This window comes from Cellvibrio sp. PSBB006, from assembly GCF_002162135.1.
Taxonomy (GTDB): Bacteria; Pseudomonadota; Gammaproteobacteria; order Pseudomonadales; family Cellvibrionaceae; genus Cellvibrio.
This window is the reverse complement of sequence record NZ_CP021382.1, coordinates 4,599,172-4,618,638: the sequence shown is the minus strand read 5'-3', so window position 1 is coordinate 4,618,638 and position 19,467 is coordinate 4,599,172. Positions and strand designations below refer to the sequence as shown.

17 protein-coding genes and 1 riboswitch are annotated in these 19,467 nt (G+C 52.0%); of the genes, 5 read left to right on the top strand and 12 right to left on the bottom strand.

The window, feature by feature from the left end; translation table 11 throughout:
• Nucleotides 1-5 precede the first annotated feature (5 nt).
• From CBR65_RS19255 to CBR65_RS19225, 7 genes are all read right to left on the bottom strand, one after another.
• A complete protein-coding gene (locus CBR65_RS19255) occupies nucleotides 6-482 on the bottom strand; it encodes a hypothetical protein (RefSeq protein WP_087468358.1) in 477 nt (158 codons plus the stop codon).
• Nucleotides 482-1,033: a chemotaxis protein CheW gene (locus CBR65_RS19250; protein WP_087468357.1), complete on the bottom strand. Its 552-nt coding sequence runs from the start codon at nucleotides 1,031-1,033 to the stop codon at nucleotides 482-484. Before CBR65_RS19250 ends, CBR65_RS19255 begins: the two co-directional genes overlap by 1 nt.
• Before the next feature lie 9 nt (nucleotides 1,034-1,042).
• Nucleotides 1,043-3,964, bottom strand: coding sequence for a response regulator (locus tag CBR65_RS19245; RefSeq protein ID WP_087468356.1), 2,922 nt, complete (start codon nucleotides 3,962-3,964; stop codon nucleotides 1,043-1,045).
• A 54-nt stretch (nucleotides 3,965-4,018) separates the two neighbouring features.
• Nucleotides 4,019-6,178, bottom strand: coding sequence for a methyl-accepting chemotaxis protein (locus CBR65_RS19240; protein WP_087468355.1), 2,160 nt, complete (start codon nucleotides 6,176-6,178; stop codon nucleotides 4,019-4,021).
• A gap of 67 nt (nucleotides 6,179-6,245) precedes the next feature.
• Nucleotides 6,246-6,851 carry a chemotaxis protein CheW gene (locus tag CBR65_RS19235; RefSeq protein ID WP_087468354.1) on the bottom strand — a complete coding sequence of 202 codons (606 nt, stop codon included), beginning with the start codon at nucleotides 6,849-6,851 and terminating at the stop codon, nucleotides 6,246-6,248.
• Between the two features lie 32 nt (nucleotides 6,852-6,883).
• Nucleotides 6,884-7,246 carry a PleD family two-component system response regulator gene (locus CBR65_RS19230; protein WP_087468353.1) on the bottom strand — a complete coding sequence of 121 codons (363 nt, stop codon included), beginning with the start codon at nucleotides 7,244-7,246 and terminating at the stop codon, nucleotides 6,884-6,886.
• Nucleotide 7,247: 1 nt separating this feature from the next.
• On the bottom strand, nucleotides 7,248-8,141 hold the full coding sequence (locus CBR65_RS19225) for a response regulator (protein WP_157672158.1): 894 nt from the start codon (nucleotides 8,139-8,141) through the stop codon (nucleotides 7,248-7,250).
• A 467-nt stretch (nucleotides 8,142-8,608) separates the two neighbouring features.
• Between CBR65_RS19225 and CBR65_RS19220 the strand changes: the two genes are divergently transcribed.
• Nucleotides 8,609-9,391 (top strand): MHYT domain-containing protein, encoded by a 783-nt coding sequence (locus CBR65_RS19220; RefSeq protein ID WP_087468351.1) that lies wholly within the window; start codon nucleotides 8,609-8,611, stop codon nucleotides 9,389-9,391.
• 62 nt (nucleotides 9,392-9,453) lie between these two features.
• A complete protein-coding gene (locus tag CBR65_RS19215; protein WP_087468350.1) occupies nucleotides 9,454-11,178 on the top strand; it encodes a hydrogenase maturation protein in 1,725 nt (574 codons plus the stop codon).
• Between the two features lie 214 nt (nucleotides 11,179-11,392).
• On the opposite strand, the gene CBR65_RS19210 is transcribed toward CBR65_RS19215, so the two are convergent.
• From CBR65_RS19210 to thiD, 4 genes are all read right to left on the bottom strand, one after another.
• Nucleotides 11,393-11,884, bottom strand: a complete 492-nt coding sequence (locus CBR65_RS19210) for a DUF1249 domain-containing protein (RefSeq protein WP_087468349.1) — start codon at nucleotides 11,882-11,884, stop codon at nucleotides 11,393-11,395.
• Nucleotides 11,885-11,988: 104 nt separating this feature from the next.
• On the bottom strand, nucleotides 11,989-12,618 hold the full coding sequence (locus CBR65_RS19205) for an NUDIX domain-containing protein (protein WP_087468348.1): 630 nt from the start codon (nucleotides 12,616-12,618) through the stop codon (nucleotides 11,989-11,991).
• Between the two features lie 82 nt (nucleotides 12,619-12,700).
• Nucleotides 12,701-14,620, bottom strand: coding sequence for a phosphomethylpyrimidine synthase ThiC (gene thiC / locus CBR65_RS19200; protein ID WP_087468347.1), 1,920 nt, complete (start codon nucleotides 14,618-14,620; stop codon nucleotides 12,701-12,703).
• Nucleotides 14,621-14,659: 39 nt separating this feature from the next.
• Nucleotides 14,660-15,481, bottom strand: a complete 822-nt coding sequence (gene thiD, locus CBR65_RS19195) for a bifunctional hydroxymethylpyrimidine kinase/phosphomethylpyrimidine kinase (protein WP_087468346.1) — start codon at nucleotides 15,479-15,481, stop codon at nucleotides 14,660-14,662.
• A 77-nt stretch (nucleotides 15,482-15,558) separates the two neighbouring features.
• Nucleotides 15,559-15,650, bottom strand: a riboswitch (TPP riboswitch).
• Between the two features lie 437 nt (nucleotides 15,651-16,087).
• Here thiD and CBR65_RS19190 point away from each other — a divergent pair.
• Both CBR65_RS19190 and CBR65_RS19185 read left to right on the top strand, forming a co-directional pair.
• The gene (locus CBR65_RS19190; RefSeq protein WP_087468345.1) at nucleotides 16,088-17,491 is read left to right on the top strand and encodes a TolC family outer membrane protein; all 1,404 of its coding nucleotides are present in this window, start codon (nucleotides 16,088-16,090) and stop codon (nucleotides 17,489-17,491) included.
• Nucleotides 17,492-17,588: 97 nt separating this feature from the next.
• Nucleotides 17,589-18,389 carry a LysR family transcriptional regulator gene (locus CBR65_RS19185; protein ID WP_087468344.1) on the top strand — a complete coding sequence of 267 codons (801 nt, stop codon included), beginning with the start codon at nucleotides 17,589-17,591 and terminating at the stop codon, nucleotides 18,387-18,389.
• A 98-nt stretch (nucleotides 18,390-18,487) separates the two neighbouring features.
• Here the strand turns inward: CBR65_RS19185 and CBR65_RS19180 are convergent, their stop codons facing one another.
• A complete protein-coding gene (locus CBR65_RS19180) occupies nucleotides 18,488-18,691 on the bottom strand; it encodes a PA3496 family putative envelope integrity protein (protein ID WP_087468343.1) in 204 nt (67 codons plus the stop codon).
• A 305-nt stretch (nucleotides 18,692-18,996) separates the two neighbouring features.
• Here CBR65_RS19180 and CBR65_RS19175 point away from each other — a divergent pair, with 305 nt between their 5' ends.
• Nucleotides 18,997-19,452 (top strand): ATP-dependent zinc protease, encoded by a 456-nt coding sequence (locus tag CBR65_RS19175; protein WP_087468342.1) that lies wholly within the window; start codon nucleotides 18,997-18,999, stop codon nucleotides 19,450-19,452.
• The last annotated feature ends 15 nt before the right edge of the window (nucleotides 19,453-19,467 follow it).

The window sequence follows — 19,467 nt, the reverse complement described above, 5'->3', positions numbered from 1 at the left end:
ACACCCTAGTGCATGGCCAACAGGTCGGCCGGTGTACGATCGAACAAGGCGCGCAGGTCGATGACCGGATAACGTTGCGCCTGGTCCTCGAACGCGGCATGAGCCAAAAGTTGCCAACTGGTTTCCAGCTCGGCAATCGCGACAGATTGTTCTGGCTTCACTGGCAATAGCCGGGGGATACCACGCAGAAAAATCGCGCCCATATCCATTTCGCCCGCGCTGTTCTCGTAGGCGATGATGGCCGCCATTCGCTCTTCGTCCACCACCCGCGAGCGGCGATGAGAAACCAGTTCGTGAATATCCAGTGCCGGGATAAACCGATTGCGCCACAAAAAACCCTGCTCGCAGTAAGACGGCAAACCCGGCAGACGGACGCTGGCTTTAATGTATTCAATGTACTTAAGTTCGTAGCGGCCAATGGCAACAGCGGTCGTTTGATCAATGGGTAACAACCAGGCACCCAATTCCTGTGTCTGCGACATCAGCCAGCCCCTTGTAATGCACCGCGTGAGTTTTGCGCACGAATCTGTACGCCGCGCACTTGCAACAATTCGAGCAGGTCCGCCGCCGAGCTAAGCCCCAAAGCGGCATCATCGATCAAGGCAAAGCTGTTAAACGGTTGTTTGCGACTGCTCATACTACGCGGCACCGGATACACCGGATATTCCCGCGTATCGAGTTTATTAAGCGAACTGCACGCGAGCGCAAAAAATTGTTGCTGATGACGCAACAACACCAGCACCCGATGATGTGTTTCCAAACGGCTTTGCAGTTGTAACGCTTTGTTGAGACAAAACACCGGATAACGCTGCTGATCAAACTCCAGGTAACCACAAGTTTGTGCCGCCAAAGGCGATGCCGTTTCCGCCGGCGCGATCAGCGTCTGGCTGGATAATAGTGTCACCACATCCGCCGCCGGCAATAGCAAGCCGAACTCACCGCCATCGAAATGCACCCGCTCCGGAATTGCCATCGTGGGTGGTGCGAGGCTGGGCGAATCAACTCCTGCATAATCTTTTATGGTGGTGGACATGGTTCCATCCTAAGCATGAATGGAAGATTCGAGGCAGTGCAGCAACTCATCTTCCGAAAAAGGTTTATTTAAGTAGGTATCCACACCGGCGGCCTTCGCAAGGCTGCGATGCTTTTCAGTGTTGCGTGATGTAATCATGATGACGGGGATATGTTTGGTGGCATCGTTGGCACGCAGATGCGCCGTTAATTCCAGTCCATTCATGCGCGGCATTTCCATATCCACCAGAATGACGCTGGGCAACTGGCCCTGCAAAATATCCACGGCTTCAAAACCGTCTTTTGCGGTGCACACATCCATGCCGATATCGCTAACAAATTGCGCCAGGGAGCGCCGGGTACTGAGCGAATCATCCACCACCAGCGCCATAGGACGTTGCGTTGCCGGTTGGTGACGCAGCGCTTCCTGAGCGACTCGCCAGATAGAATTTTCCGTGCCCGACTGCAAAAGGTCCAACACCAGTTGTTGCACATCAATCACCGGCGCCACGTCACCATCACCCAGAATCGTTGCACCAATAACACCGGGCACTACCGGTGTCAGAGCCGTCAGCGGTTTAATAACCATCTCGCGACTGGCGCTGACGCTTTCAATCAGTACACCGACATGTTGACCGGGAAAACTTTCGACGACCAACAAGGCGTGCGCGTCGGTGGTATCGATTGCGACGTTACTCGGCAGGTTCGCTAATTGAGCGATGTGATAAACATCGATAAGTGTATCGTTGAATTGGTATTGCAAACCCTCGCCATTGGAGACCAGCGTTGCCGCCTCCAGAAACAGCAATTGCTCAACCCCACGCGACGCCACTACCAGGCGGTGCGTACCGCTTTTAATTAACAAGCCGTGCTCCGCAATCACCGTCATGGGCAGGCGAATGGTAAATTCACAGGCTTCACCCGGCAGGCTTTCTACCGTGATGCGACCTTTTAGCGACGCAATCCGATCCGCCACCATGTCCAGGCCAATACCGCGCCCGGAGGTTTGGCTGACAGCATCACTGGTTGAAAAACCCGGCGCAAAGATTAATTGATTCAGCCAGCGTTCGAGCATTTCCGGATGTTGTTCATCCTGAGCGGCGGCGGGAATGGCGATATTTAATGCCTCCGCTTTTGCCGCAATGCGCGTGTGATTCAAGCCGGCGCCATCGTCACGTACTTGCACCAGCACTGACTGGCCTTGCGAACGAAATTGCAGACTGATGAGTCCCTCTTCCGGCTTACCCATCAGCTGGCGTTGCATGGTGGTTTCAATACCGTGATCCACAGCGTTGCGCAATAAATGCATTAAGGGATCGACCAGATCATGCAGCACCCGGCTGTCAATCATGGTATCGCCGCCGAGCAATTGCAGGCGTGCTTTTTTCCCGGTCAAACGACAGGCTTGCCGCACACACCGCTGGAAGCGCGCCTCCATGGTGTGCGCCGGTACCATCCGCATTTCCAGCAACAGGTTTTGTGATTCACGATTGGTGACCTGTTGCTCGTAAGTTTGCTCTTCCAGGCCGCGCAATTGCCCCTGGGTTTGATAAATCGCGTCGCGCGCGTCGGTAATAAATTCCTGCAACTGGTGAAAGAAACTGTGCAGTTCGTTGTAGCGATCCAGCTCCAGTGGATCGAGGCCGTCATCCTGATTGTTTTTAAATCGGCGGCTGAATAATTCGCGTACTTCAATCAACTGGCCCAGCTCTTCAGTGAGCGATGTCAGCTTATGATGTAACTGGCCAATATGCGTTAACTGCTGCTTGATACCGTGCACTTGTGTTTGCAAACGGTTGGTACCGATAGCGCTGCTACCGGCGAGGCGCAATAAATCCTGCGCGATATCTTCACGAATGCGCAGTTGTGACGCCAGGGCTTCCTGAAGATGTTGCCCACCCGCGCTCTGTGGCACAGGCTCGCTGACCAGATGAAGCTCAGCGGCTGGTTCAGTTGTCACTATGTCAGTATTTGCTTCATCAAGTGCTGTGTTCACAAGCGTTTCGATAGTCGCACTCGTTCCACCAAAACCGGCAACATCCTGCTGATAAATAAAATGGTACGCATCGAGGACTTGCTGCATCACGCGTAATTCCAATTCGCTAACACTGCCACCTTCCACCAGGCTATCGAGCATAGTGGCCAGCGTATCGGACATATCAACCAGCAGTTGCTTGAGGGCTTCACTGGGCTCACTTGATTGACGGGAAATTTCTTCAAGCAAGTCCTCACTGAAATGCATGAAATTCGCCAACCCTTTTACGCCTACCACATTGCCGGAACCCTTGATGGTATGCGCAATGCGTTGCGCGCTGGCCAACGCCTGCTTATCCAGAGTTTCAACAAAGCGGCTGATCTGCTCGGCAAAGCTGTTGACCTGGCCGGGCAATTCCAGCATCAAACCCTCATATAATTCCTGGTTGATGTCGTCGCTCAGATGCAGCGACAACATGTCCATGGTGGCGATGGTGGGTAATTTGCGTGAGGGATCTTCGGTATGCAGCATATCCGCCTGAACCAGCTTGGCACCCAGCTTGTGCTGTTGTGCCTCGTTCAAGGGTTGCGGCCAGGCGGCGTTGGCGAGAAACTCCAGCACACTTAGCACAGTGGCAGAAGGTATATCGCCTTCACCCAGGTGCTGCAGATAATCGAGAAAATAAACCGCCCAGGAATCAATCAACAAACTTTGTTCTGCATCAACACCAGTCGGTTGTTGCATCAGCGCCTGGAAATTTTTTTCCATAACGCGACAGGCTTCGGCCAATCCTTGCAAGCCAATCAACTCCGCCGCTTCGGCAAAGTGGGTGACCGATGCGCATTGGTCGGATAACATCTGCTGATCCACACCGATCTGGGTGGTCTGTTCGAGAGAATAATCCAATTGTGCATGTAACTCTTGCGTCAGCAGCTCGACAAAATCCTGCTGATCACGCGTCAAGGGATTATTATTCATCGCATTCCATCCACATGGTTTACCACAAACTTGCTGACCATCTCGCGTTAGCCATCAGGCATTAGCTATATTTTTTTCCATCTGCTCTTCATTGACAGCCGGCTGGCGAATCGACACCAGTGTGTTGTGCGCTTCCGCGCGGAACTCCGGCAGGGTAAATACATTAACCCGCTCAAGCAGCGAGCGTGCGTGTACTTTCAATTCATCGGTCTGCAAACGCTGCTGCTCCAATTCGCTGTAGGTTTTTTGCGTGGACTCGGTAATTTGTGTCGCGCGGTCACGCACCCTGCTGGCCATGTTGGCCTGGTTTACCGAATTGACAGCGATTGATTTCACGTGGTTTACCAACTGACGTGTGGCCGCTTCGGTTTCGTGCATCCGCTGACCGGAATCTTCCGCCAGCTTGGTACCCTCTGCCACCTGCGTAATCAATTTGTTCATGATATTTACCGTGTCTGATGTTTCCACGCGGATGTTATTCACCATCGCCGAAATTTCGGACGTTGCACCACGGGCGTTTTCCGCCAGCCGCTGAACCTCTTCCGCTACCACCGCAAAACCTTTACCGGCCTCACCGGCAGAAGCGGCGTGCATGCTCGCATTCAACGCCAGAATATGTGTCCGTTCAGCAATGGTGTTAATCAGGTTAACGATACTGGTAATTTCCTGTGAACGATCGCCGAGGCGCTTGATCCGTTTTTCCGTTTCAGAAATTGTGCTACGAATAGTTTGAATACCTTCAACCGTTTCCGTTACGGAAGATTGTGCTTTCACTGTACTGTCGATCGCCGTGGACGCAATGCTGTTGGCAACACGTGCCTCCTTGGCAATATCACTCATGGTTTTCGCTGATTGTTCCAGCGCTGCCACTGTTTCGGCTACCTGGGTACGCTCATCTTCCGCGACCACCATGACCGCGCCGGATTGCGCCTGCAGCTGATCGGAGATGGCGTTAATTTTTTCTGACGCGGCCCTTACCTGATGCAGCGTCCGTGCGGTTTCCGATGTCAGCAGGTTCACCGCATCAGAGACAGTACCGGTAACGTCTGCCGATACCGGCACTTTGATGGACAGGTCTTTTCGAGCAATCAAACCCAGTGCGCGAATCAGGCCGATAATAGAGTTGTTGAGGGTTTCGTTTTCCTGGAATTTTTCCGCCAGTACTTGAATACGTTCATCCAGCAGGCGGTTAAACGCGCGACCCAAATTACCCAATTCATCGTTCGCCGTAATGTTTACCCGCGCTTTGTCATTACCGCGGTTTTGCTGCGCGATAATCGATTGCATATGCCACAGCGGCAACACGATGCTGCGATAAATCAGAAACAACCCAAGCGTTGTGCCGATCGCTGTCATAAACAGGACGATGGCGAACATCCACTGCGCTACCGTGCGTTCACCCTCCGCCGCATCGATCCGGCGTTGCAAATTTTCGCCCATGCTGGTGCGATAGGTTTCCAGCGCGCCGATGACACCGAGACTGGCATCTTCGACCATTTGTTCACGCTCGGCAGCCGTTGCGCGGCGCTCGATCATGGCCTCAAAACCCGTCGCGTAGTTGTCAGTCAGGTTAAGCGCGCGTTGCGCGGCGGTGGCGGACATATCCAGTTGCCCTATGGTGTCCCGCAGATCCGCCACGGCGGCCTGAAAGGCAGCGGCATAACGCCCATCGCGCGTCCGCAGAAACTCCGAATAATGCAACTCGGTTTGCAACACTATATTCATGGCTGACGGATGGTTTTGCAGGAGATTGCGCAACTGACCGGCCACTTCAGGCAAGGGCATATTCACATCTGACTCAGCGGCTTCCGTTTGCACCAGCGCGGGAATGGTCTGCTCAACCGTTTCCGCAAACACTTGATTGGCGGTTTCAATTCTTTCCTGCGCGGCGGATGAGTAGAACTGGAAATTTATCTTACCCAACGCTTCCTGAGCGTGTTGCACACGCTCTGCCGCAGTAAGCAAATCCTGCGACCCCTGCACCTCACCGCTTTGCATCATCGTCAGCAGTTGGGTTTTGAGTGTGGTGTGCGCTTGACGGGCAAGATCCAGGGATTGTTCCGCCTGTTGGAATTGCTGGCGGGTTCGCTCCTGCTTGATATCCACACTGATCTGCGCGTAGTAGGCCACCCCCATCAACACGAAGCCAACGATCAACCCGATCATCAGGCTGCTGATTTTGTGGGAAATTTTAATTCCCGATACGTTTTTCATTGTGAGACTCCAGGATCGATTTTCAAAGCAAGAATGTCTGTGTGGCAATTACATCAAACAGATTTTTCTACACGGAATACGCATTGTCGGCAAAACGATGCATGCCCATATGGTGGTTTTCCCGACGGTGGTGATTTGCCAATGCCAGGAGTTGTTCACCAACCGCTTCGCCCGCTATGCGATAGTGCTGAACACCGCGCGCAAGAAAAGTATTTTCAACCAGCGCAGACAGGACCGGATCTTGTTCCAGCGTATTGTCCTCCACACAATCCTGCTCGGCCAATTCGATGGAAACCGGTAAATTGTCAACCAACACGGCCACCGCTTTTTCACCTTTACCGATGCAAAATACATAAGGCTTTTGCGGCAGGGTAAGAGCCCATTCGTGATGCAGCTGGTACACCGGAACCAAAACGCCGCGCACGTTACACAAGCCGGCTAACACCGAAGGTGCATTGGGTATCGGAGCAACCGGCAAGCCGGAAAATACTTCGCAAAAGCAGCTGGCTTTAACCACAAAATGTTTCGTGCCAATGGCAAAACCAAAATACTGCTCGCGTGCAAGTTCAGCGCCGAAGCGTTCCTGATCCGTAAGCAGTGCCTTGTCGACATCGGTATGCTGCAAGCGGGACAACGCATCGATCAGCGTCTGCTCAAGATTGTTGGTAGCCATCTACAGATATCTCGCCGGTTTAAAACAGTGCGTCAAAGCGATGCAATCGTGTCGATAATCTGCGCCTGTGTGTAGGGTTTGGTAATCATGCCTTTGCCACCTTGCAACTCACCCCACACGCGATCCGCGCGTTGGTTTTTGCTGGTAACGAACACCACGGGAATACTGGCAAGATCTTTATCAGAGGTAATGTTGCGACAAGCCTGGAATCCATCTACACCTTCCATCACCACGTCCATCAGGATAACGTCCGGGCGATAGGCTTTTGCTTTGTCGTATGCGTCCTGGCCGTCGGTTGCAGTGATAACCTGGTAACCGGCGTCCGCAATAATTTGTTTCAGGTGCTGCAAGTCTACTGGCGAATCGTCCACGATCATGACTTTGCTGGGCTTCATGTTACTTCTCCATGCTTTTAACGAGATGTTTTTGGGTTATTTCTTTAAATTCATTGTGATTGATTGGCTTGGTTAAATAGGTATCGCATCCGGCCAGGATGCCTTTTAGCTTGTCGAATTTTGATGAACGGCTGGTCAGCATAATGACTGGCGTGGTTTTGTTCAGCGCAGAACGACGAATGTTTTTGCAGACGCTGTAACCATCCAGACCCGGCATGACCACATCGAGAAAAATGACATCGTATTTTTCCTGCTCGGTGGCTTTTACTGCCGCGTCGCCATCCGCCACTGAGTCCAGGTGCGCATCCATACTGTCGAATTCAATTGTTAGTTGTCGACGCACGGCAAGGCTGTCATCTGCTACCAATACACGAATAGCTTTTTGTCGCGCCTCTTGCTTGATCTGCGTGGTGGTACCTATGGCTTTGATGTTATGGACCACCGCTGAAGATGGCTCCACCTCCGAACCTATCTCGAATTCGGGATAGTAATGAAGGTGGCGGATCGTAAAGTTATCCAGGGTTTGCAGCAATTTCGCCGGGTTAATCGGCCAGGGAATAACAAATTCAGACACATTGCTTTCATCTGTCGCTTTTTGTCCCAAGCGCAACACCGGCTTGCGCTTTTCACGGCTCACGGTCGCAGCAAAGCGTTGCCAGCACACAATTGCCTTGGGGTTGGTGACATTAAGAACATGGATATCGGCGTCAACAGCGCGCGTCAATTCACTGGTGGAAGACACATCATTGATGACGACCAGCTTATAGCAACGTTGACGATAACGGGTAATGCCAAAAACGCGTTCGAGTATCTCGATATCTCGTTCACTTGCTCCGACCACCGCAACAGAAAAAATCCTGCCAGGTGACTTCATTACAGATGCTTGAGCGGTCATTTGTTGATAATCCTTGCGCGAACGCAGCGGTAAAAAATAAAAATGTGCTAACGCAGTTTTCACTGCACTGGTAATGAGCAATTTTAGATGAGCGTTGCGACGCAGCAATAAATTTTTGCGTCACGAAAAATAATGGCGCAAAAAATATCAAACCCAGTGATCCAGTTTTTTCGTTAACTAATGCGTCAACTTAATGAAACTGACGAAAAAACTAACACAATAGTCAGAAAAAAATCCCATCTAATTCATAAGGTTATAAACCTGGCAAAAACCAGTTCACAATTTATAAAAGATCACTTACATCAAATTTTTTAATTTCAAAAAATTTATTTTTTCAAAAAAACATGAATATTTAATCTATGGGAAGCGCATTGGAATAACTAGAATCCATAAAGAAATCTCAGCTGGCTGGTGTAACACGAGCGCTGATTGTCGTTGTATTTTTATTATTTTATGAGGATATCTGTATGGAGATGGAAGCAAGCTATAACTGGTTTTTGGTCATTCTCTCATTTCTTGTTTCGGTCTTCGGTTCATTTACCGGCTTGCAAATTACCAACGGAATGAAGTCTTCGAAATCCGGCCCCTCAACGGTGTGGATTATTGCCGCTGCGGTTTCCCTCGGCGGCGGCGCTATCTGGACCATGCACTTTATCGGCATGCTCGCTTACCAGGTGCCTATGGATGTGGGCTATACACCCGGCCTGACTTTCCTTTCCTTATTAATTGCAGTTGTCGCTGTGGGCATCGGGATTTATATCGCCGTCAGTGGTCAGCTGTCGATCGTGCGCCTGTTAGGTGCCGGCTTGTTTACCGGTCTCGCCGTAGCCTCCATGCATTACATCGGTATGGAAGCGATGGTGATGCACGGCAGCATGGTGTACGACAAAACTCTCGTCGGCGTTTCGTTGGCTATTGCAATCGTTGCTGCCACGGTGGCGCTGTGGCTCGCGGTAAACCTGAAAGGCACCATGCTGATGCTCGGCAGCGCGGTGGTCATGGCTATCGCTGTTTGCGGCATGCACTACACCGGTATGGCGGCCATGTCCATGGTGCATGACCACACCGCAGAACAAGTCATCATCGAAAATTCCATGAGCCCCATGACCATGGGCTTGTTTATCTTCTGTGCCAGTATGTTCTTACTGGTCATCTGTTTGATTATGTCCTTGAACCAACTCAGCAGTCGCATGGAAGAAGAATTGGGAGAAGAACCGGGAGACGCACAAGACGCTTACGCCAAGACGTAACGCTTTCGTTGTAAATCAAGCGCGCAAACATCTACTTTCGACCCATCTGGGAGGGATCTGCCTTGAACATTTTATTGTTTGCTTCAGCTTATAACGGGATGTGTCAACGTGTTCATCGAGAATTGGAGGCGGAAAACCACCGCGTTTCCATTGAGCTTTCCGCCAGCGAAGAGGTAATGCAGGAAGCGGTGGCACAATTCCAGCCGGACCTGATTATTTGTCCTTTTCTTAAGCATCGCGTACCGGAGGCGATCTGGCGGGAACATTTGTGTTTAATCGTCCATCCCGGTATTGAAGGTGATCGCGGACCTTCATCGCTCGACTGGGCCATTGACATGGAACGCAACCAATGGGGTGTAACCCTGTTGCAGGCGGACGAAGAAATGGATGCCGGTGATATCTGGGCCACCCAAAATTTCCCCCTGCGCGGAGCACCGAAGGCGAGTCTTTATCGGCGTGAAGTTATCGCCACTGCCGTTGCAGAAATCAAAAATATTTTGCTTGATGCCATTCAAAAACCGGACTTCCGCCCGCGCCCTCTGGATTATTCCAACCCCAACGTCAAGGGAAAATGTTTGCCCTTAATGCGGCAGGATTGGCGCAAGATCGACTGGCTGAATGACAACACCGAAACCATTGTTAAAAAAATTCATGCGGCCGACAGCTTTCCGGGTGTACTGGATGATATTGCGGGTAATACTGTTTATTTATTCGGCGCACGCGCGGAATATCGCAAAACCAACGCCAAACCCGGTGAATTAATCGGTTACCGCGACGGTGCCGTGTGTCGTGCCACGCGCGATGGTGCTGTGTGGATTCGCCAGATGAAGATGGCCCAGCATGGTGAAAAAACGTTTTTCAAACTACCGGCGTTGCAAGTGGTCACCCAACAATTTCACAATCCGGAATATTTTGAGCATCTGGGCGTATTGGATTCACAGGTTCAGCAAGATATCAACACCGAGATTAAAAACGGCGTTGCCTATCTCAGCTTCGATTTTTACAACGGCGCCATGAATACCGAGCAATGCATCGCCTTACTTGCAAAACTGCGCGAGCTACGAGCCCACGCTGATGTTCGTGTGATTGCCTTGCTCGGCGGTGAAGATTTCTGGAGCAACGGTATTCACCTGAATTGCATTGAATCCTCTGTTGACCCGGCACATGAATCCTGGCGCAACATCAATGCCATTGACGATGTCGTCCAGGAAATCATCAATATGGACAATAAAATCACCGTCGCCGCCTTACGCAACAACGCCGGCGCTGGCGGCGCCATGATGCCGCTCGCCTGCGATTCAGTATGGGCACGGGAAGGTGTTGTCCTGAACCCTCATTATCAAACCATGGGACTGTATGGTTCAGAGTATTGGACGTATCTGCTACCCAAACGCGTCGGCCAACACCTTGCTCATGAACTGACAACACAATGCATGCCGATCCTGGCGAAAGCCGCCAAAGCTATTGGCATGGTGGATCAAGTGCTACCGGAAGATTGGGAGTTATATCACCAGACGCTGCAAAAAGCCTGTGAGGAATTGACGAAGGATGAACTGTTTTTTTCAACTCTGGAGCAAAAGCAACAGCGGCGAGTGGCGGATGAATGCGTGCAGCCGTTGGAAACTTATCGCGCTGCTGAGTTACGACAAATGAAAGCGATCTTTGATAACCCGGACAGTGATTATCATAAGTTGCGTTACAACTTTGTTCACAAGATCAGTTGCGGGAAAACGCCATCAAGACTTATTAATCACACGACGAAGGAAAAGGTGTTGCAAATTGCTTGATAGTAGTAGATCGAACAATACGAACAGTGTGACTCTTCGAATACGTTTTCCATGAAGGTGTGTGTTTCAAAAACGCGGTAAATACGTCCCTGTAGCTCCCTCACGTCATCCCTGACGCGAGGGTTTTGAAACACACACCTTCACGCAAAACTCACCCCACCTAAAGCTGCAAGCTTCTCGCAAAAAAACTAAAGAAAAATGAAAACGGCGAGGTTTATTCTGTCGGCACCACACTATCCACACTGCGCCCTTTATTGAGACACAAGGATAGACACTCGCCCAGGAACTGGTTGATCTGCAACTTCTCGTCGCTTTGGTACATCGAGCGATTGGGATATTCGTAACGCGGACGCAAACGTTTATGCCCCTCCCACGCCAAGACCTCGGCCACTTTTGCATCGTGGTACATCCGCACCGTTAAACATGGCATTTGCAACCAGCGAGTGATGGGGGCAACCGGTGATTGGCGGAACTGGAAGGTGGTGGTGTAGGGCGAGCGTTCGACCACCCGCAGGATCTGTAACCATTCCTGCTGGCCGCGCGTTACCATAAAGCGGTACTCATCATGGGTCAGGCCATTGACGAGTTTTTGCAGACGCAAGTAATTGGCTTCGCACTCCGCCATCTGCAAAGGAAAATCCACCTTGTAAGGTTCCTTGTAAGTGGCGTATTCAGGTGTTTGCCTGTTGAGGCGAAGTGTAAACATAGATAAGTTTTCAATAAGTAAGACGATAACCACACCCGCGATCTGGGCGGGCTGTCATAAAACTATTCATCTTGAATCAAGTGTTAGCCAGACGCGGAATTAAGTCAATCCACCGCGCTGAGATTTTCCGCTTGCAAACGGGGCCGGTTAAGTTGTAGCCATTGTAAGCAAATCAATGCTGCAGCATTGTTAAAAGCGCCATTAAAGAGTTCGGCAAAGACATCGTCGGCGGCAAAGACGTGCATGCGAATATCCTCACCCTCTTCCGGTAAACCATAAATACCGCCGGCCTGACTCAGATCACACAAGCCGCAATAGAGATGCAACTTTTCATCGCTGCCGCCCGGGCTGGATAGATAATTGCAGATATATTCCATGGTATATGGCGTAACATCGGCTTCTTCGATGAGTTCGCGGCGGGCTACGTCTTCAGGGGTTTCGCCTTCTTCCAACATGCCGGCGACAACTTCATAACACCAGGGACCATGGGGCTCATCCATGGCGCCGACCCGGAATTGTTCAACCAGCCCGATCAGATCGTGGGCCGGATCATAGAGCACAACGCCGACCGCTTCACCACGTAAAAACAATTCGCGCCCGATTTCGTTTCCCCAACCGCCGTTAAATAGCTTGTGGCGAAGGAAGACTTTTTCAACACGGAAGAAGCGTTTGTAGAGTTCTTCACGGCGCAGGATTTCTACATCATCGCGGGTGAATTGGGGTTTTTCGATCATTGTTGAATGGAGTCCTGTATAAAAAATTGTCGGATTACGGCGCTTTGCGCCTAATCCGACCTACGGGTTAGCGTGAAGCCAGTTACACTTTTTGATAGATCTCGGCGCCCTGCTGTAAAAATTCCTGGGCTTTTTGTTTCATTTCGGCTTCAACGTCGATCATCTTCACAACTTGGTCTTCTTCGATGGCGGAGATGTCTGTGCCATGTTGTGCCGCATAGTCGCGCACTTCCTGGGTGATCTTCATGGAGCAAAATTTTGGGCCGCACATGGAGCAGAAGTGCGCAACCTTGGCCGATTCTTTGGGTAAGGTTTCGTCGTGATAAGAGCGCGCGGTATCCGGATCGAGGCCGAGGTTAAATTGATCTTCCCAGCGGAATTCAAAACGCGCTTTGGACAAGGCGTTATCGCGCAGTTGCGCACCGGGGTGCCCCTTCGCCAGGTCTGCCGCATGAGCCGCAATTTTGTAGGTGATGATGCCTTCTTTCACATCGTCTTTATTGGGCAAACCCAGGTGTTCTTTCGGTGTGACGTAACACAGCATCGCGCAGCCGTACCAGCCAATCATCGCGGCACCAATGCCCGATGTAATGTGATCGTAACCCGGCGCGATGTCGGTGGTCAGTGGTCCAAGGGTATAGAAAGGTGCTTCGTCGCAAACTTCCAATTGCTTTTCCATATTTTCCTTGATCATGTGCATAGGCACGTGACCCGGCCCTTCGATCATCACCTGCACGTCGTGTTTCCAGGCGATCTTGGTTAATTCACCCAAGGTTTCCAGCTCACCGAATTGCGCTTCGTCATTCGCATCCGCGATGGAACCAGGACGCAAGCCATCACCCAGAGAAAAGCTGACGTCGTAGGCTTTCATGATCTCGCAGATCTGGTCGAAGTGGGTGTACAGGAAATTTTCCTTGTGATGCGCAAGACACCATTTCGCCATGATCGAACCACCGCGCGACACAATACCCGTGACACGTTTTGCCGTCAGCGGAACGTAACGCAACAGCACACCGGCGTGAATCGTAAAATAATCCACACCCTGCTCTGCCTGCTCAATCAGGGTATCGCGGAAAATTTCCCAGGTCAGGTTCTCGGCAACGCCATCCACTTTTTCCAGCGCCTGGTAAATCGGTACAGTACCGATGGGCACATGGGAATTGCGAATAATCCATTCGCGGGTTTCGTGAATATTTTTGCCCGTGGATAAATCCATTACCGTGTCCGCACCCCAGCGCGCACCCCAGGTCAGCTTCTCCACTTCTTCTTCGATGGAAGAACCGAGTGCGGAATTACCAATATTGCCATTGATCTTCACCAGAAAATTGCGCCCGATAATCATCGGCTCCAACTCCGGATGGTTGATATTGGCTGGAATAATCGCGCGGCCGCGCGCTACTTCATCGCGTACAAATTCGGGGGTAATCTCATCGGGAATGCTTGCACCAAAACTCATGCCTTGATGCTGCTGATTCAATACACCGAGTTCGCGCGCCTGAGCCAGCGCCATATTTTCACGGATCGCGATGTATTCCATCTCCGGCGTAATGATGCCTTTTTTGGCGTAGTGCATCTGCGACACATTCATGCCCGCTTTGGCACGACGCGGCTGACGGGTCAGGTTAAAACGCAGGTGTGCCAGTTTGGGATCGTTCAAGCGCTCTTTGGTAAATGTGGATGAGGTATCTGACTGAAATTCTGTGTCATTGCGCTCTTCAATCCACACCGAACGTACATCCGGCAAGCCGTGGCGTAAATCAATCTTTACCTCAGGGTCGGTGTATGGGCCCGAGGTATCGTAAACACGCACCGGCGGATTTTTTTCACCGCCGAATGCCGTCGGCGTATCCGCCAGGGAAATCTCCCGCATCGGCACCCGCAAATCAGGCCGCGAGCCTTGCACATAGATTTTTTGTGAGCCGGTAAACGGCTGGATAGACGCGGCATCCACCTGAGCGCTTTCGCTCAGGATTTTTTCGGCGAGATTCTGGTTGCTGTTCATGGGATTCCCTCGTTGGCCAGTAAATATCTGGCTTTGCTATTAATAAAATGAATGAAAGTGATGGACAGGGCCTGCACCCTGCCCGATGTGTAATTCATCAGCGCGGGCCAGCGCCTGGTGAAGATAGCTTTTGGCCTGGGCAACAGCCTCAGGCAAGGCTAAGTGCCGAGCCATGCCGGCGGCAATGGCAGACGCCAGCGTGCAGCCGGTACCGTGGGTATTGCGCGTTGTGAGGCGCGGCGCCGAAAAGGTTTGCGTACCGTCATCCGTCAATAAAAGATCCTCCGCATGGGCACCTTCGCCATGACCGCCTTTAATCAGCACCGCCTTCGCGCCCAGTGCACGCAACTGCTTTGCCTGACGCAGCCGGTCGGCATGGGTATGCGCCAGCCCATCGTTTAACAGTGCGGCAGCTTCATAAAGGTTGGGAGTAATCAGGTTTGCACGCGGCAATAAGCGGGTGATCAGCGCCTGGATGGCATCCTCCGCCAACAAGCGATCACCGCTGGTCGCCACCATCACCGGATCAACGATCAACGGGATAGAGGTGTAATCCACCAGACTGTCCGCAACGGCGTGGATAATGTCCGCCGTGGCCAGCATGCCGGTTTTGATGGCAGCTACCGGAATGTCCGTCAGCACGGAATGAATTTGCGCGCGAACAAAATCCGGCGGCACCGGCCAGACACCTTGTACGCCCAGGGTATTCTGCGCCGTCAATGAGGTAATGGCGCTGCATCCGAACACGCCCAAGGCGGCAAAGGTTTTGAGATCGGCCTGAATACCCGCACCGCCGCCGCTGTCGCTACCCGCGATAGTCAGGGCAATAGGCGTTGTTGGTTCAGTTATCGGTGAAGTCATGGCATTTCCGCAGGTAACGGTAAAGGGCGCGGAAACAGCAGGAGGGCAAGGTGGCGCACAGGCGCCGGGGATACTTGAATCTCGTTGCTCTCGTTTCCTACGCCGGTACTAACCGGATCAGGTCGACGGGTATCTCTCAGCCTTATAATCAGCACCCCGACAAGAATGGTTGGCAGTCTAGAGAACTCAGGGAGGCATGTAAAGCGAGGCGTTTGGGCGCTTATCGCGTGCGGACTACTGACAGAATCTGACATTAACAGGCGCCATACTCGCCACCCGTGTCGAATGACAAAAACGAGCGGGCAACGACATGACCACGGATAATCTCCACACCGTATTGCTGATTTTATTTTTCCCGACAGGTGAATCCAAATTCGCTGTTAATGGAGTCTTAATATCCGTCTCGTAGCCTTGCTCACGATGAGCCAAGATGCCGCGATTTGCGTAAACTGCGCAGGGATTATGGTTACACTTAATGACATTCGTCATGTTTACTCTTTTTAACTTGCTGGGTTAAAGTGCTCGCTCGACCACCCCAGCGCAACTCGCTACACTCACCGCTGCTACACGTTTGCTTATTGGACGATTTTTACCTTGGACACCTCTATGAAGAAAACAAAACTTTATCTGTTGGTTGGATTAATTTCCTTCGGCCCTCTCACGGCAAGCGCCAACAGTTTGCTGGACATCTATGAGCTTGCACTCAAGAACGATGCACAACTAAAAGCAGACACAGCTGCATACGAGGCAGCTCAGGAATTGCGCAATTTGAATCGCGCTGGATTATTACCCCAAATTAACGCCAGCGCCACTTACTCAGAAAGCGATAGCGACATTACCAACAACGCCACTACCCCGGTCATTCCGGACCCTACCGATCCGACTGATACTGGCGGGGTAGGAAATATCAACTCAACCCGCACCGGTTGGGAAATTTCCCTGCAACAACCGCTGTTCAACATGGCTTCCTGGTACACCTACAAACAGGGTGTAAGGTTGAGCGAGCAGGCGGAAGCACAATTCGGTGCTGACCAGCAAAGCCTGATCGTTCGTGTGGCCGAAGCTTACTTTAATGTGCTGCGTGCCGTGGATACGCTTGAAGCGACCATTGCTGAAGAAAATGCGTTATCCCACCAGTTGGAGCAAACCCAACAACGGTTTGAAGTAGGCCTGACCGCCATCACCGAAGTTCATGAAGCCCAGGCCGCTTTCGACAGCGCCACCGCTGCTACCCTGGAAGCACGCGGCAACCTGAACATCAGCTTCGAAGCGCTGGAAGTATTAACCGGCCAAAGTCACGAACAGATAGCGCCGCTGGCGCCACAATTTCCGGTTGTTGAGCCAGTGCCCGCAGACCGCCATGAGTGGGTTGAATTTTCTTTGAAGAATAATTATTCACTCAAAGCAGCTCGACTGGGCGCAGAGGCGGCGCGGCAAGTTGCCAAAAGTGCCCGTTCCGACCACCTTCCTACCGTAACCGCCTCTTTGGGTTACAGCGATTATGATGATGATGGCGAAAGATACGGCGTGCCACAGGATTACAACACAGAGGGTACGTCGGTCGGCGTTACCTTGAATGTGCCTATATTCAGCGGTGGCAGAGTGTCGGCGGCACGTCGCCAGACTTTTGCCCAAGCGACCCAGTCACAAGAAATCTTTAACAGCACCCAGCGCAGCATCATCCAATCCACCCGCGCCCTGCATCTGTCGGTGGAGACCGGTGTAGCGCGAGTACAGGCACGCAAGCAAGCCATCGTATCCAGCCAAAGCGCGTTGGAAGCAACCCAATCCGGTTATGAGGTGGGAACGCGTAACCTGGTGGAAGTGTTGCAATCCCAGCGTCAGCTGTACCAGGCACGCCGCGATTATGCGACCGCACTGTATGACTACATCATCAATACCATCCAGTTGCGTGAAGCGGCCGGGATGTTGACGCCGGCCGATGTGCAGGAAGTCGATAAATGGTTGCAGGACAATTCGCCGGTGAACCGCAGCCAATATCAGCTGTAATACCCAGTTGAAAAACGAATCCCCCTTGTCCCAGGCAAGGGGGATTTTTTTATTTCATACATTCCGCTGGCTCTGCCACTGCCCTGACGTGCCGCCTATGGATATCGAACTGCTTAAAACCTTTATAGAAGTCACCCAGGTTCGGCATTTCGGCCGTGCCGCGGACAACCTGTTTCTGACGCCGGCAGCAGTCAGCGCACGGATTCGCCAGCTTGAGCAAATGCTGGGAGTCACGCTGTTGCACCGCATTCGCGGCAATATCCAGATGACCGCAGAGGGGGAGCGCCTACTGCCCCATGCTCAAAAGTTACTGCATGCCTGGTCGGAGACGCTGGAAGACCTGTCCATCAAGCTGGAACCGGAGAACCACCTGACGCTAGGTACCACGGCGTCTGTCTGGCAGTGTGAATTATCGGATCTGATTCAGGAGTTGCTAACGCTGTCGGCTGGCCGGGGGTTATCCATTGAGTCCTTGTCACATCTGGAACTCATCACCCAGATCCTCGCTCAACGGCTGGATCTGGCACTGGTACTGGACTTGCCGCAACACCCTGAACTCCACGCCATCAAAATTGCTGAACAGGAGTTAACCCTGTGCAGTTCCGCCGAATCACCCTTGTCCACCACACCCTACCTGCTAATTGAGTGGAGTGCGGCCTTTACTGCCTTTCATCACAAGCGTGTAGCCGGTGTTGAACCGCGCTTACGTACCACAGAAGCCGCCCTCGCCGTTAAATTTATGCAGCAGGTGCCGGCATCCGCCTATTTACCCGCCGCTAACCATGGTTTTTATCCAGTGAGTGATGCACCGCGTTTTGTACAGCCGGTGTATCTGGTCTATAAAGCAGGAAGAGAATTCGAGGCTGCTCTCGCGCCCGTGCTGGCGTTATTCAAATAGGGAACTGCAACAGAATGTTGATGGGAAGGTATGGAGGCTAACTGGCTGGCAGCGGGCTCGGGCAAACCAGTTAACCGAAATAAGGAAGGCGGGGTTAATTAAAAATCCAGTTCGGACAAGTCATCAAAACCGAGTTGGTCTTTAAGACGGCGACGCTCCAATCTGTCTTCAATCTTGCGACGCATTTCGAGCATATGCTGGCTCGCCTCTTTGCCGGTGAGCTTGGGCTGCTCGTCATCGTCGATATCAACCACATCATTCAATAAATCAGCATCAGCAGGGCTATGTTCATCGACAGACATAAAACTACTCCAGAATCGACAGATATAGGGAAGTTAACGCAACTACAAAAAATGACAGCTAAACAACAGCTGCAACCGGGACTATGTCAGCCACGAGGATGGGCTGCCGATTGACACCCGCCGTCACACCTTTTTTCGGTTCCGGCAGTTTGTCCCGCGCTATTTATCATAGCTATGACGCCAAACAAAGCAAAAAAAATTTGTCGAGACGAATAATATTTTTCATTTTACCGGCCGTCTCCGGCCAAGTAAAAACCGCATCCAGCACGGCGACGCTGACACTGCACTACCAATGAGGATAAACCGTGGCCACAACTGAACAACAGCTGATCGGCTGGCGAGAGTGGGTTACGTTGACCGACTTTGCCGCCACACGAATCAAGGCCAAAGTGGATACCGGGGCCAAAACCAGCGCCCTGCATACCTACTACGTGACGCCTTTTGATCGCGACGGCGAAGCCTGGGTCAAGTTCGGTTTGCATCCCTTGCAGGGGTGCGGCGCCAGCAGTATTGAGTGCGAGGCACCGATCAAGGATCGGCGGCAGGTTACCGATTCCGGTGGGCATCGGGAGTGGCGGTTTGTCATTGAAACAACCATTACGCTCAAGGAGCGACAGTTCACTATCGAGATTACCCTGACGGATCGGGAAAACATGCGCTTTCGCATGTTGCTGGGGCGTAGCGCCTTGCGGCAGGGCTACGTCGTGGATAGCGCCAAATCTTTTGTCCTGGGCGGCAGCAAGAGTGAACCACCCGTGTAAATCACGGCCTCAGTG

Bases quoted from the DNA above. Each gene is read 5' to 3' on its own strand.
- CBR65_RS19235 (WP_087468354.1), bottom strand. From the start codon at position 6,851: ATGGCTACCAACAATCTTGAGCAGACGCTGATCGATGCGTTGTCCCGC.
- CBR65_RS19250 (WP_087468357.1), bottom strand. From the start codon at position 1,033: ATGTCCACCACCATAAAAGATTATGCAGGAGTTGATTCGCCCAGCCTC.
- CBR65_RS19255 (WP_087468358.1), bottom strand. From the start codon at position 482: ATGTCGCAGACACAGGAATTGGGTGCCTGGTTGTTACCCATTGATCAA.
- CBR65_RS19220 (WP_087468351.1), top strand. From the start codon at position 8,609: ATGGAGATGGAAGCAAGCTATAACTGGTTTTTGGTCATTCTCTCATTT.
- CBR65_RS19190 (WP_087468345.1), top strand. From the start codon at position 16,088: ATGAAGAAAACAAAACTTTATCTGTTGGTTGGATTAATTTCCTTCGGC.
- CBR65_RS19230 (WP_087468353.1), bottom strand. From the start codon at position 7,246: ATGAAGCCCAGCAAAGTCATGATCGTGGACGATTCGCCAGTAGACTTG.
- CBR65_RS19210 (WP_087468349.1), bottom strand. From the start codon at position 11,884: ATGTTTACACTTCGCCTCAACAGGCAAACACCTGAATACGCCACTTAC.
- CBR65_RS19185 (WP_087468344.1), top strand. From the start codon at position 17,589: ATGGATATCGAACTGCTTAAAACCTTTATAGAAGTCACCCAGGTTCGG.
- CBR65_RS19245 (WP_087468356.1), bottom strand. From the start codon at position 3,964: ATGAATAATAATCCCTTGACGCGTGATCAGCAGGATTTTGTCGAGCTG.
- CBR65_RS19240 (WP_087468355.1), bottom strand. From the start codon at position 6,178: ATGAAAAACGTATCGGGAATTAAAATTTCCCACAAAATCAGCAGCCTG.
- CBR65_RS19180 (WP_087468343.1), bottom strand. From the start codon at position 18,691: ATGTCTGTCGATGAACATAGCCCTGCTGATGCTGATTTATTGAATGAT.
- CBR65_RS19225 (WP_157672158.1), bottom strand. From the start codon at position 8,141: ATGACCGCTCAAGCATCTGTAATGAAGTCACCTGGCAGGATTTTTTCT.
- thiD (WP_087468346.1), bottom strand. From the start codon at position 15,481: ATGACTTCACCGATAACTGAACCAACAACGCCTATTGCCCTGACTATC.
- thiC (WP_087468347.1), bottom strand. From the start codon at position 14,620: ATGAACAGCAACCAGAATCTCGCCGAAAAAATCCTGAGCGAAAGCGCT.
- CBR65_RS19205 (WP_087468348.1), bottom strand. From the start codon at position 12,618: ATGATCGAAAAACCCCAATTCACCCGCGATGATGTAGAAATCCTGCGC.